General features: G+C 51.7%; 8 protein-coding genes. 7 read left to right on the forward strand and 1 reads right to left on the reverse strand.

The annotated features are described in order from the left end of the window. Positions 1 to 18 precede the first annotated feature (18 nt). The 6 genes from cyoE (at position 19) to acnA (ending at position 12079) form a co-directional block, all read left to right on the forward strand. Entirely contained in the window at positions 19 to 930 is a 912-nt protein-coding gene (cyoE, locus tag AACY82_RS15880; RefSeq protein WP_339617825.1) for a heme o synthase, read from the forward strand. Between the two features lie 9 nt (positions 931 to 939). After that, positions 940 to 1602 carry an SCO family protein gene (locus AACY82_RS15885; RefSeq protein WP_339617826.1) on the forward strand — a complete coding sequence of 221 codons (663 nt, stop codon included), beginning with the start codon at positions 940 to 942 and terminating at the stop codon, positions 1600 to 1602. Positions 1603 to 1799: 197 nt separating this feature from the next. Then, a complete protein-coding gene (locus AACY82_RS15890) occupies positions 1800 to 4181 on the forward strand; it encodes a glycoside hydrolase N-terminal domain-containing protein (RefSeq protein WP_339617827.1) in 2382 nt (793 codons plus the stop codon). A 243-nt stretch (positions 4182 to 4424) separates the two neighbouring features. Next, on the forward strand, positions 4425 to 7391 hold the full coding sequence (locus AACY82_RS15895; RefSeq protein ID WP_339617828.1) for a TonB-dependent receptor: 2967 nt from the start codon (positions 4425 to 4427) through the stop codon (positions 7389 to 7391). 50 nt (positions 7392 to 7441) lie between these two features. Continuing rightward, the gene (locus AACY82_RS15900) at positions 7442 to 8935 is read left to right on the forward strand and encodes a tryptophan halogenase family protein (RefSeq protein WP_339617829.1); all 1494 of its coding nucleotides are present in this window, start codon (positions 7442 to 7444) and stop codon (positions 8933 to 8935) included. Positions 8936 to 9322: 387 nt separating this feature from the next. Beyond that, the gene (gene acnA, locus AACY82_RS15905; RefSeq protein WP_339617830.1) at positions 9323 to 12079 is read left to right on the forward strand and encodes an aconitate hydratase AcnA; all 2757 of its coding nucleotides are present in this window, start codon (positions 9323 to 9325) and stop codon (positions 12077 to 12079) included. A gap of 39 nt (positions 12080 to 12118) precedes the next feature. Here the strand turns inward: acnA and AACY82_RS15910 are convergent, their stop codons facing one another. Then, positions 12119 to 13084: an integron integrase gene (locus AACY82_RS15910; protein WP_339617831.1), complete on the reverse strand. Its 966-nt coding sequence runs from the start codon at positions 13082 to 13084 to the stop codon at positions 12119 to 12121. A gap of 337 nt (positions 13085 to 13421) precedes the next feature. Here AACY82_RS15910 and AACY82_RS15915 point away from each other — a divergent pair, with 337 nt between their 5' ends. Further along, positions 13422 to 14033: a cation transporter gene (locus AACY82_RS15915; RefSeq protein WP_016390347.1), complete on the forward strand. Its 612-nt coding sequence runs from the start codon at positions 13422 to 13424 to the stop codon at positions 14031 to 14033. The last annotated feature ends 163 nt before the right edge of the window (positions 14034 to 14196 follow it).

Raw genomic sequence — 14196 nt, forward strand, 5'->3', positions numbered from 1 at the left:
CAAAGAAGCGGTAGTCTTATGACCCAAACACAAGCTCACTCTGCGGCCCAATCGCCCTCGTGGCGTGATTACTATGAGCTAACCAAGCCCCGTGTGGTCATGCTGATGATTCTCACGTCGGTGATCGGTATGTTATTGGCCGTGCCCGGCATGGTGCCCCTAGACGTTCTGATTATCGGTAACCTAGGTATTGCTTTGTGTGCCGGATCGGCGGCCGCCGTTAACCATTTGGTGGATCGTGGCATCGACCAAAAAATGGCCCGCACTTATAACCGCCCGGTTGCCAAAGGTCGGGTCGAGCCTATGCAGGCGGCGCTGTTTGCGTTAGTGATTGGCGCGATTGGTATGGCGCTACTGCTGGTTTTTATTAATACCTTAACCGCCGTGTTAACGCTGGTATCTCTGTTGGGGTATGCGGTGGTTTACACCTTATTTTTAAAGCGTGCCACGCCACAAAATATTGTTATTGGCGGCATTGCTGGCGCCGCGCCGCCACTGCTGGGCTGGACGGCGGTGACCGGTACGCTTGATGGCCACGGACTGCTGCTGGTGCTGATTATTTTTGCCTGGACGCCGCCACATTTTTGGGCGCTGGCGGTACACCGCAAAGATGAATACGCCAAAGCCGATATCCCAATGCTGCCGGTCACTCACGGCGAGCAATACACCAAACTGCACATCTTGTTGTACACCATTATTATGGTGCTGGTAACGGTATTGCCTTTTGTTACGGGCATGATGAATTGGCTCTATTTAGTGGGTGCGCTGGTGTTGGGTGCCGGATTTATTTACTGGTCATTAATGATGCTGTTTAGCAAGCGCGAAGGCGTTGGCATGGATACGTTTAAGTATTCGATTGTGTACCTAATGGCGCTGTTTGTGGTGATGCTACTCGATCATTATCTGTTGCCGGTAACTCACCCGTTTTAAGGAATTAGCGTGACTGAGCTCGATGCCAAAGCCCAAACCCGTCGTGGTATTCGCCTAACCGTTATCGGCTGTTTGGTTTTTATTACGTTGCTACTCACGCTTTTGGTGAATAAACTCACCACGCCCCGGGTAATGACGGCCGACGAGCTGCGGCTAAACGGCGCTGTAGTGTTTGAAACCCCGCGCCGGTTTGATGACTTTGCATTGCGCAACCAAAAGGGCGAACCCTTTACCCGCGAAGACTTTGTCGGCCAGTGGTCGCTGGTGTTTTTTGGCTTTACCCACTGCCCCGATATTTGCCCCACCACCATGGCCGAGCTGGACCGGTTAGTGTCGAAGTTACCCGACGATATCGCCAAAGAGACTCAAGTGGTATTGGTAAGCTTAGACCCGGCGCGCGACACGCCAGAGGTTTTATCTGAATACGTGGGTTATTTTGACCCAAACTTTATCGGTGTTACCGGCGACTTTCTGACTCTACGCCGCTTTGCCAATCAGGTTAATGTGGCTTTTAATAAAGTCACCGTTGGCGATGATTACACGGTTGATCATTCGGGCAATATTGTGCTGATTAACCCCCGTGGTGATTATCACGGCTTTTTTAAGCCCCCTTTCGAGCTGGCAAAACTCAAAGCGACCTACAGCTCTATTCATCAGAGCTTTACGCACTGAGCTTTTTCACCATCTAACACTCTCCGCGCTTTATTTGTCGTACAATTAGGTCCGCTTAGGTTGGGATACCTAGGCGGAGTCACGGCCTGCATAAACTGAAAATATTTGCACATATAAAAACATCTGCGTTATAACGTCCTCACTGGCTACCATAATCAACATAAATCACGAGGAGGCGGGTTAGCCGCCATAACCTTATGGGTGTGATCCAACCTAAAGCGATATTCTTTTCTCTGGCGATAACCGTTTTGTCTTTATCCGGCCAAACCGCCTGGGGCTCTCCTCTGCTTTGGTTTAACAGCCCGGCCAGTGACTGGGAGCAAGAAGGCATGCCCATCGGTAACGGCGCTATGGGAGCCGTTATTTTTGGCGGTGTCGAGCAGGAGGTGCTGCAGCTGAACGAAAAGACGCTCTGGGAGGGTGGCCCAGGCTCCAAACAGGGTTATGACTATGGTGTTCCGCCCGAGGGCGATCAGGTCGTCGCCCTGAGAAAAGTGCAAAAAACGCTTGCTGAACAAGGCAGTATGACACCCGAAGCCGCCGCCGAGTTGATGGGGCGCGACATCAAAGGCTACGGTAACTACCAAAACTTTGGTGAGTTAGAAATAGACATCGCGGGCCGGGGTGAGGTGAGTGATTATCGTCGCGAGCTGGATTTGGCGCGCGGTATCGCCACGGTTAGCTATCGGCGCGGTGGTGTTAACTACACGCGCGAGTACTTTTACAGTTACCCCGATCAGGTGCTGGTCGCGCATCTAAGCGCCGATCAAGCGGATGCGATCAGCGTGAACGTGGTGTTGGATATCCCCGATAATCGCAGCGCCACATTTACCCGCAAAGACGGCCTGCTGACGGTGGTTGGTGCGCTCAAAGACAATGGTTTGATCTACGAAGGCCAAGTAGTGTTGCGCGCTAAAGGGGCTAAAGTCAGCTCTGGTAATCGCGACAATAGTCTTGCGGTGAAAAACGCTAGCAGCGTCACCTTGCTGTTTAGTGCCGCCACGAACTACCGTCAGCAATACCCCGATTACCGTGGCGATCATCCCCATCGCAGGCTCAATCAGACAGTGACAAAAGCGCGAGCAAAAAGTCTGGCCCAGCTACACGATGCTCATATACAGGATTACCAAGCGCTGTTTGGCCGGGTTAGTTTGTACATCGGTCAGGCCGAGCCGGAGTTGTCCACGCCAGAGCTGCTTGCTCACTATGGCAAAGGTGACGCTGCCACAGATCGCGCGCTTGAGGCTTTGTACTTTCAGTTTGGCCGCTATTTATTAATTAGCTCATCCCGCGCCGGCAGTTTGCCCGCTAACTTGCAAGGGGTGTGGAATCACTCCAATACCCCGCCCTGGAACGCCGATTATCACGTCAACATTAACCTGCAGATGAATTATTGGCCGGCCCTAGTCACCAATTTAGCCGAGACAACCGAGCCGCTTTACGACTTTGTGGACTCGCTGGTAGCGCCCGGCCGTGTATCGGCAAAAAAGCTGGTGGGCGCCGAGGGCTGGACGTTGTTTCTCAATACCAATATTTACGGCTTTACGGGTGTTATCGCCTGGCCAACGGCTTTTTGGCAACCTGAATCCGCCGCTTGGTTGATGCAGCACTACTACGAGCATTACCTGTTTACCGGCGATGAGACGTTCCTCGCCGAGCGCGCATACCCGATTATGAAAGAAGCGGCCCGGTTTTGGCTCGGTGCGCTCGTCGAAGACCAAGGCGCTTTAGTGGTTAGTCCAAGCTTCTCTCCCGAACACGGCGAGTTTACCGTGGCCGCGGCCATGAGCCAGCAAATCGTCACCGAGCTATTGCGCAACACCCGTGCGGCGGCTCAGCAACTCGGCGATCAAGCGTTTGCCCTCAGGTTAGAAGCGGCGCTTGCCAAGCTCGACCCAGGTTTACGTATCGGCGGCTGGGGACAACTGCAAGAGTGGCGCGAGGACGTAGATGAAAAAGACAACCAGCACCGGCATGTCTCGCAACTGTACGCGTTGCACCCTGGTCGGGTTATCAGCCCGGCGCAAACACCCAAGTTGGCCGAGGCCGCCAAAGTCACACTGAATGCTCGTGGTGACGGCGGCACTGGCTGGTCGCAAGCCTGGAAGATCAACTTTTGGGCGCGCCTGCTGGATGGCGACCGTGCCCACAAAGTGCTGGGTGAGCAGTTTAAACGCAGCACTTTGCCCAACCTGTGGGACAACCACCCACCGTTTCAGATCGACGGCAATTTTGGCGCTACGGCGGGGATGGCCGAGATGCTGCTGCAAAGCCACACCGGCCACGTGACCCTGTTGCCGGCGCTGCCCAGCGCTTGGCCCGAGGGCCGGGTAACAGGCTTGCGAGCACGGGGTGATCTAACGGTGGATATCGCCTGGCAAGAGGGCGCCTTAACCGAGGCGGTGCTGCTGGCCGGTCGCAGTGGCAATTACGCATTGCTGAATAACGGTTATCAGATCAAAAGTAGTGACTCGGGCCGCCCGCTAAATACCCGGCTGGAAGATGGCGTTTTGCGTTTTGCGCTTGATGCGGGCAAGCGTTACCGAGTGACGTTAAAAGAGCCAAAGCCTGCCTTATAAACATGAACCGCCGCCCCGCAGGGCGGCGGCACAAAAGAGACTCCTGTACGACTATTTTATATAGAAAAATGTTTGCGCTTATGAAATCTATGGGTTATAAAGTGCTCATATATGAAAATATTTTAAGTTTCTACGAGGACACAGTCTTAACCTGTCCTCGGGCCGGCTCCGCCGGTTAACGCCATAACAAACACTACAGCCCGCGGTTGCCAGCCGTACGATAATAAATAGAGGAGTGCTCTCGTGATCAATGCTAAACAGCAGTCAAATTTTGGTGCCCATACGTTACTTAAAACCAGCGTCTCGGTGTTCGTGTTAACCGCCTTGGGTGTCGTTACCCCGGCATTAGCACAAACCGATGAGGGTGCCGCTGAAGATGTAATGCTTGAGGAAATCTTAGTTCAGGGCCAGCGTGCCAGTATTGAGTCTGCTCAAGCCATTAAGCGCAATGCTGACGGTATTGTTGATTCTATTGTCGCTGAGGATATTGGCAAATTACCTGATCGCAGTGTGACTGACGCGCTACAGCGCGTTCCAGGTGTAGCGGTTTCACGCTTTGATACACCCTCGGATCCCGAACACTTTGCCGGTGAGGGTGCTGGGGTAAATATTCGCGGTTTGCCACAAGTGCGGGGTGAATTGAACGGGCGCGATATTTTTTCGGCTGACGGTGGTCGTGGGTTGAGCTTCGATGATGTGCCCGCCGAGCTAATGGCTGGTGTCGATGTGCATAAAACTCCAACGGCCGATATGATCGAAGGTGGTTTAGGTGGCATCGTTAATTTGCGCACGCGCATGCCTTTCGACTCTGATGGTCAGGTTGTGAGTGCAACGGTAAAAACTAATTATGGGGACTTGATCGAGGAGGCCAACCTAGAATATTCCGGCCTTTATAGTAACCGCTGGGACACTGGTATTGGTGAATTTGGTCTGTTATTGGACTTCTCCTCCTCTACGATTCAATCTCGCGCTGACAACTTTTATGTTCGCGCTTTTCACCCCCGTGTGCCGGGTACAACGACCGAGATCGAAGCGGATCGTACCGTATACGTGCCACGCGGGGCAGACTGGCGCCGTAACGATTACGAGCGTAAGCGTGACGGTCAGTACATCGCTCTGCAGTGGGCTCCCAACGAAGATGCCGAGTTCTTTCTTACAGCTTTTCGCAGTGAGGCTGAGCGCTCTTGGTTAGAAAACGGCTTTTTTGTTGACGCCGGCGGCAGCTTTGCTACCTATTTGCCGTCCAAAGGTGCGGACGACTGGACCTATGACGGCAACGACGCCTTGATTAGTGGAACCATCACCACAGCACAAGGTAATGGCGTACCCTTTGGTACCAGTACCCGCCTGTCCGATAACACATCTGAAACAACCGACATCTCAACCGGTTTTAAATGGCATTTGTCGGATCAGCTGTTTATCAGCGGTGATTTTCAATACGTAGACTCAAGCTCTGAAGGCGAAGACAACACGCTGGGTCTGGTCGCCTACCCTGATCAGATTACGGTGTCCGATCTCAACACGACCGACGGTACCCCTTCGGTTGGTGTGCAGGACAGTTTCTTGTCGGATTACCGCAATTACAGCTACGGCCAGATGATGCAAATCCTGTCAAAGAACACCGCCGACTCTACCGCGGGGCGCTTAGATGTGGAGTATAGTTTTGACGACTCTATTGTTAAGTCAGTTAAGGCGGGTGTGCGCTTTTCAGAAAAGTCAGCGGATAACCGTGGCGGTAACACCTGGTCGGCACGTTATCAGCCTTGGATGGTGGGCTCCTCTTGGGAGCCTTTCCCCTCAAGTGACGCACTACCTAAAATCGATAATCCTCAGTACCTGACAGAGTTTTCGTTCGACGATTTCCAGCGCGGCGACACCAGTGTTCCCACCACCGGGATGATGTTCCAGCGCGACCTGCTGAATGACTTTGAGAGTATTACTGACGCTATTGTTGCCGCGACTCCAAGCGGTAGCTCGGCACCCGATTACAGCTTTGTGGATTTTGACTCGCCCGATAATATCAATACTCAGGAAGAAGAAACTCAAGCCGCTTATGTCCGTATGGATTTCGGCTTTGAAGAGCTGAGTATGCCTATCCGCGGTAATATCGGTGTGCGTTATGTGCAAACCGACAACCTCGCCAAAGGTCAGCTCAGCTTCCCGACCTTTTCGGTGCCAACCGGTGAGACCGATGATCAGGGTAATGCCATCAGTGAGGAGCCTTTCTACCAGCCCGATCAGGTGTACGAAGGCCAAAACAGTTACTCCAACGTCCTGCCTAGCTTGAACTTACAAATGGAGGCGACCGATGAACTGATGTTTCGTTTCGGTGCTTCAAAGGGTATTTGGCGGCCTGAATTCTCCCGCCTGAAAGCCGTTTTAGCACTAAGCGCGGCATTTAAAGATAACGTCGAGCAGCCCGAGACAATTGACGACTTTGACGAGAGCATGGTGAATTTCACGCTCGACTCTCAGGAAACCAACCCTTACTTAGAGCCAATGGAGGCCAATCAATACGACTTGACCGCCGAGTGGTACTTTAATGAAAACGGCGGCATGGTGTACGCAGCGGTATTCCGCAAAGATGTATCTGATTTCTTCCGGGTTTCGACCACGACGCTGGATGAGTTTGAAGGTTTTCAGGATGTAACGGCTACTCAGGTTATTAATACTGGCGAGGCAGAAATCAATGGGCTTGAGGTGGGGCTGACAAAGTTCTTTGATGAACTCCCGGAGCCCTTTGACGGCTTTGGCGTGCAAGCGAACTACACCTATTTGGATTCAAGTGCTGACGTTGATGAGAGCACGGCCCCGGTGGACACTGATGGAGGAAGCTATGACGAGCAGCCTCTGGAGGGGATCTCGGAGCACACGTATAACCTGATGGCGATGTACGAAAAGTACGGTTTTTATAGTCGGTTGGCTTATAACTGGCGCAGCGAGCAGCTACTATCGGTAGGCCCAAATGGCTGGAATGGCACAAATGAGGGAGTCACCTGGAATTTGCCGGTCTATTCTGACGATTACGGCCAACTCGACTTCACCATGGGTTACAACTTCAACGATAATTGGTCGATTAACTTTGAAGCCTACAACCTCAGCCAATCTAAGCAACGTGGCATTATTAAGCAGACCGGCGCAGGCGAGCACACCGCCTTTGTTTACAGTCAGGATACCCGCTATTCTCTGGGCATCAGAGCTAGTTTTTAGCGTATTCGCTCGCCCGGTCTAGTACCGGGCACACTGTAATCGGTGATGTTATGCCTTATAAAGTGAATAAAGTGGTGATCGTTGGTGGCGGTACTAGTGGGTGGATGGCCGCGGCCACTCTCGCCGAGCGCTACCGCCAGCACAACTTACGTATCGAGTTAATTGAATCCGACCAGATTAGTGCCGTGGGGGTGGGAGAGGCAACTGTTCCCGGGCTGATGCGGCTACATCAAAACTTAGGTATTTCTGAGCGCGAATTCATCAAAGCTACTAACGCGACGTTTAAGCTTGGCATTGAGTTTATTGATTGGCATTCAATCGGACAGCGCTTTTTTCACCCGTTCTCGGCGTTTGGCGCACCTATCAACGGCCAGCCTTTTTATCCCTGCTGGCTTAAGTCTCGCGACAATGGATGTGCACATGAGCTGGAGGCTTTTAGCCTTTCTACCGCTATGGCGCGTCAAGGTCGTTTTGCACAGCCCGATGATGAGGCTACCAATCCACTGGCACTTTATAGTTACGCTTACCATTTTGATGCGACTCTTTACGCACAGTTTTTGCGCAAGTATGCCGAGTCGCGCGGCGTAAAACGTACAGAAGGTAAAGTTACACGTGTCGAAAACCACGCCAGTACAGGGGCGATTACCGGAGTGCAGCTTCAGCAAGGCGCGTTTATCGAGGGGGATTTGTTTATCGACTGCACAGGTTTTACCGGTGTGCTGATTAAGCAAAACCTAGGCGTTGACTTTGATGATTGGTCACACTGGCTACCTTGCGATCGGGCCGTCGTGGTACAGACACAAAACACCAGTGCACCGCTACCTTATACTCAATCGATTGCCCGCGAAGCTGGCTGGCAATGGCGGATTCCGTTGGAGCAGCGCAAAGGTAATGGCTTGGTGTACTCCAGTGCCTACTTGAGTGACGATGAAGCGGCGGGCAGTTTGCTTAAATATGTGGATGGCAAATTGCTAACCGAGCCACGGCAGTTGCGTTTTAAGGCTGGTATGCGCAGCGTATTTTGGCAATACAATTGCGTTGCACTGGGCCTTTCCGGCGGGTTTATTGAGCCACTTGAATCTACCTCTATTTCGCTGATTCAAACCGGGCTTGAAAAGCTTATGCAGTCCATGCCCGAGCTGGAGGTCACCGAGTCGGCAGTAGCTCAGGCAAATCGCCTCAATCGCGCGGAATACGAGCGTATCCGCGACTTTATTATCCTGCATTACAAAGCCAGCGGCCGGCGCGATACGGCGTTTTGGCGTGATGTCAGTGCCATGGATGTGCCGGATACATTGACCGAAAAGATGTGTGCCTTTGCCGACGATGGCCGAATATTGCTAGGCGAGCAAGAGTCGTTTACCGAGCAGAGCTGGATCGCACTGTTTCATGGTCTGGGGTTGCGCCCGCAGTCTTTGCCTGTCTCTATGCAGCAGCTCGACAGCCAGAAGCTCACCCGTATGATCGATGGCATGGCCCACTCTATTGTTCTGGGCGCTCAGTGTGCCCCATCACATCACGAATTTCTCCAAACGCTCGATTGATTTTTATATAAAAAACTATTTGCTTCAGTAAAAAAATACGCGTTAGAATGACCGGGTGGTTTCCTGTCCTACGACATGGTCATGGTGATTATTGTCTGGTGCAGTGAAGTTGTGATCTCTCCTTGTAATCGTGTATAGCCACGCTTACGGATGTAATCGGTATTTTTCGATACGGCGGCGCGCCTAAATAACATTGTTTGGGTGGCCGTCGCTTTTTACTTTTTTGCTCACCCTTCACCAATTTACAAACCCAATCGAGCAAATCCTTGGCGAATTGTGCAATGCCGCCTCAAATTGACCTATTCTTAGTATGTTATAACTGACATGGAGCGTTTTCCGCCTCAATGAGTGGTCGGCGTAATCCTTGCTTAATCAATCGTGATATTAATGAGTCAACCGGAGGTTGTGGTGAGCGACAGCTTTAAATCCCGCAGTACGTTGCGCGTTAACGACAAAGATTACACCTATTACCGGCTAGGAGCGCTGGCCGATCAGTACGACTTAAAGCGCCTGCCTTTTTGTTTAAAAATCCTGCTAGAGAATTTGCTGCGCAAAGAAGACGGCAAAAACGTCTCGCGCGAGGATATTGACACCCTGTGCCGCTGGAAGGGCTCCGATAAAGCCTCCGAGCAAGTCAACTTTACCCCCGCGCGGGTGGTGTTGCAGGATTTTACCGGTGTGCCAGCAGTGGTAGATTTAGCCGCCATGCGCGCGGCGATGCGCGATTTAAAGGGCGATCCGGCCAAAATTAATCCGCTGGGGGCGGTCGACCTGGTCATCGATCACTCGGTGATGGTCGACTACTACGGCAATCCCGATTCGCTGCAAAAAAATACCGAGAAAGAGTTTGAGCGCAACAACGAGCGCTACCAGTTTTTGCGCTGGGGTCAAAAAGCGTTTTCTAACTTTCGCGTGGTGCCGCCCGGCACCGGTATTGTGCACCAAGTTAACCTAGAGTATTTGGCCAAAGTCGTGATGCTCGAAGAGCACGGCGACGAGCTAGTTGCCCTGCCCGATACCTTAGTGGGCACCGACTCTCACACCACCATGATTAACGGCCTGGGGGTGTTGGGCTGGGGCGTCGGTGGTATTGAGGCCGAGGCGGCTATGTTAGGCCAGCCCATTACTATGCTAATTCCCGAGGTTGTCGGTTTTGAGCTAAAAGGTGAGCTGCCGCCATCGGCTACTGCCACCGACTTAGTGCTAACCGTCACCCAGATGCTGCGTGAGCGCGGCGTGGTGGGTAAGTTTGTCGAATTTTACGGCCCCGGGCTTGCCAAACTGCCATTAGCCGACCGAGCCACCATCGCCAATATGGCGCCCGAGTATGGCGCCACCTGCGGTATCTTCCCTGTCGATGACGAAACTCTGCGTTATATGGAGCTAACCGGTCGCGATCAGGAGCAAATCGATTTAGTCGAGGCCTACGCCAAAGAGCAAGACCTATGGCGTAACGATGACGACCCGGTCGCTGACTACAGTGATACGCTGCAGCTCGATATGAATGACGTGGTGCCAAGCTTGGCCGGCCCCAAACGTCCGCAAGATCGCATTGCCCTCACCGACGCTAAATCGGCGTTTGCCACCTTGCTGCAAAAAGAGCTAGACGAAGCCGACGAGGTGATCACCACCGACGCCGACTCGCGTTTTGTGAGCGAGGGGGGCCAAACCGCCATCGATAACACCAACCTGCATGAGCGCGGTGCGGTGCCGGTCGAGATGAACGGCCAAGAGTTTATGCTTAAGCACGGCGCCGTCGTGATTGCCGCTATCACCTCTTGCACCAATACCTCCAACCCCGCCGTATTAGTCGCCGCCGGTCTGGTTGCTAAAAAAGCTCAAGCGTTGGGGCTAATGACTAAACCCTGGGTTAAAACCTCCTTTGCGCCTGGCTCACAAGTGGTTCCGGCGTATATGCAAAACGCCGGGTTACTGCAGCCGCTGGCCGATTTAGGTTTTGATATTGTCGGCTTTGGTTGCACCACTTGTATCGGTAACTCGGGTCCTCTGCCGCCGCCGGTGCAAAATGCGGTGCGCGCAGGCGATTTGCTGGTCGCCGGGGTGCTCTCGGGTAACCGCAACTTTGAGGGGCGCATTCACCAGGATGTACAAGCCAACTATCTGGCCTCACCGCCATTGGTGGTTGCTTATGCATTGGCGGGCAATATGAACGTCGACTTGCTTAACGAGCCGCTGGGCGAGAGTGCAGACGGCAAACCCGTCTACCTAAAAGACATCTGGCCCAGCCCTGCCGAGGTGGCCGACACCATTGCCAGCGCCATGACCGATGGCCTGTACAAAGACAAATACGCCGATGTGTTCACCGGCACTGATAACTGGCGCGCGCTACCGGCCCCCGAAGATGAAATTTACACCTGGCCTGAATCCACCTATGTGAAAAAGCCGCCTTACTTTGACGGCATCACCATGGATTTACCCGAGCCGCCGGACATTAGCGATGCGCGCTGTTTGGTTAAAGTGGGCGACTCTATTACTACCGACCATATCTCACCCGCTGGTGCCATCAAGCCCGATAGCCCTGCTGGTGAATACCTTAAAGGTAAAGGTATTGCCCCCGAAGACTTTAATAGCTACGGCTCGCGTCGCGGTAACGATGACGTAATGGTGCGGGGTACCTTTGCCAACGTTCGGCTTAAAAACCAAATGGCCCCCGGCACCGAGGGCGGCTGGACCACCTATCTGCCCACCGACGAGCAAATGAGCATCTTCGATGCCTCGCAAAAATACCAAGCCGAGGGCACGCCTCTAGTGGTGTTGGCGGGCAAAGAATACGGCACCGGCTCTAGCCGCGACTGGGCCGCTAAAGGCACTAACTTGTTGGGTATTAAAGCCGTTATCGCGCAAAGCTTTGAGCGCATTCACCGCTCTAACTTAGTGGGCTTTGGAGTCCTGCCGCTGCAGTTTAAAGAGGGCGAGTCTATCGAGTCGCTCGGTTTAGATGGCAGTGAAGTGTTCGACATTGAGGCTATTGATGGCGAGCCTAAAACCCTAAACGTTACCGCCGTTAAAGGTGACGATAAAAAATCCTTTGAGGTAGATGTCCGCATTGACACCGCCGTAGAATGGGATTACTACCGCCACGGTGGGATTCTGCATTACGTATTAAGGCAGTTGGCGGGTTAAGTCTAAAAGCACAAAAGCGCCGGGGTAGTGCCCCGGCGTTTACTGCGTTAGTGCATCAAGCGGGCTAGTCGTGCCTGCGTAGTGCTGTCCTAAAACGTGCGTATATATCTGGGTTGTTTTCACATCATTATGTCCAAGCAACTCCTGAACGGTACGGATATCGTGCCCCTGCTGTAATAAATGGGTTGCGAAGGAATGCCGAAACGTATGCGCGGTTACCCGCTGACGTGTAATGCCGGCTTTGTTCTTCGCATAATTAATGGCTTTTCGAACAACAGAATCATGTAGGTGATGGCGACAAGGCTTGCCACTATACGGGTTAGTACAAATATTGGTAGCTGGAAATACATACATCCACGCCTGTGTTTTGAATGCGCTTGGGTATTTTCGATCTATTGCGTGGGGTAAAGATGGGCCAAGTCCCTGCGCATTATCTTGTCGCTGAACCTTCAAACTGTACTCTATTGCTAGGTGCAAATTATCAACTGCGCTATGACTTAACAGTGTTTGCCGGTCTTTTTTACCTTTGCCGTCGCGTACGGTGAGGCACAACCTGTGAAAATCAACATCTTGTACCCTTAATCGCAAACACTCAGCGACCCGTAGCCCGCTGCCATATAATAGTGAAATAATCAGATGGTTGCGGCCCTCCAGCTGAGAAAGTATTGCGTATACCTGATCAGGCCGCAATACGGTGGGAAGCTGTCTTTGCTTCTGGGCTAACGAGAATCCGAGTTCGCCAAGCTCTTTTTTTAATATTTTATGATAAAGAAATACAAGAGCATTCAAGGCGACCTTCTGGGTATTTACGGCAACACGCCGATCATTTGCCAGCCAAGAAAGGTAATCCTTTACTTGCTCTGAGCCCAATAACTGCGGGTGCTGCTTTTTATGAAATAAAATAAATTGCCGTATCCAATACAAATAAGATTTCTCAGTGCGTATGCTATAACCGCGTAATCGAATTTCTTGTCGAATCATCTCTAAAAAAGGGCTGCGTGACATGTAAAGCCTCTTTCCTTGGCTGTTGTTATATACAGGTGTATCGAAAGGTATAGTAAATAAGCGCACGGTTTGCAAACATTACGGCTCGAGTTTCTATTTTCAATAATAAAAAAATCCTTTATAGTCATAAGCTTAACCAGATCGGAAGGTGAGATAATAGGGCCAATGGCTGCAGGATAACGCGCAAGCACACTTAGGCTCCTTCCTATTTTTTATAAATACAGAAAAAGTTGAGACTAATCAGTTAGTTGTTTTTTACTCCTAAACAGTTTCTAGGAGTGATAACGTGCTAGCTTGATATACAAATGTTAGGCGCCTTACTGAAGTAGGAGGAAATATGTCAGATTGTGGTTGTGGGGCAGAACAAGCGGAGAGTCTGGAAAAGAAAACTCTCATCATTCTGTTATCTATCAATGCATTTATGTTTGTTACTGAATTAACGCTGGGCTGGTTGGCGCAATCTACCGGGCTTATCGCTGACTCGCTAGATATGCTAGCTGATGCTACTGTCTATGGTCTGTCACTATATGCAGTTGGGAAAGGAGTCGTGAAGCAAGCAAAGGCGGCTAGAGTGAGCGGTTACCTACAAATAATTTTGGGGCTTGGCGTTTTATTCGAAGTGATCAGGCGTATGTTTTTTGGCAGTGAACCTCAAAGCACTCTTATCATTGTTGTCGGTGCGGTTGCCCTCCTGGCAAACATCATTTGTTTAATTCTCATTTCCAAGCACAAAGATAGCGGCGTACACATGCGCGCTTCGTGGATATTTTCAACAAATGATGTCATTGCCAACTTGGGGGTAATTATATCTGGTGTTCTTGTTGCCATCGTTGGCAGTCGCTATCCCGACCTAATTGTGGGAACAATAATATCAATCGTGGTGATTCGTGGCGGTATAAAAATACTACAAGATGCGGACCAAACTCAGAAATCTGGAAATCGCGCCTAACAAAGCGCTGCAGAGGGACGGCCAACGCTATGCACCTTTGTGCTGGTCGCTGCGCTCCCATTTTCGCACAAAGGTGCATAGCATTGTCCGCCCCTGAGCGCGGCGTTAAGCATCAAGCAAAGAGGGCGGGAGCATTGAGTAACGAGCAGCGACTTGAGCTTTG

This window comes from uncultured Gilvimarinus sp., from assembly GCF_963972205.1.
GTDB lineage: Bacteria > Pseudomonadota > Gammaproteobacteria > Pseudomonadales > Cellvibrionaceae > Gilvimarinus > Gilvimarinus japonicus.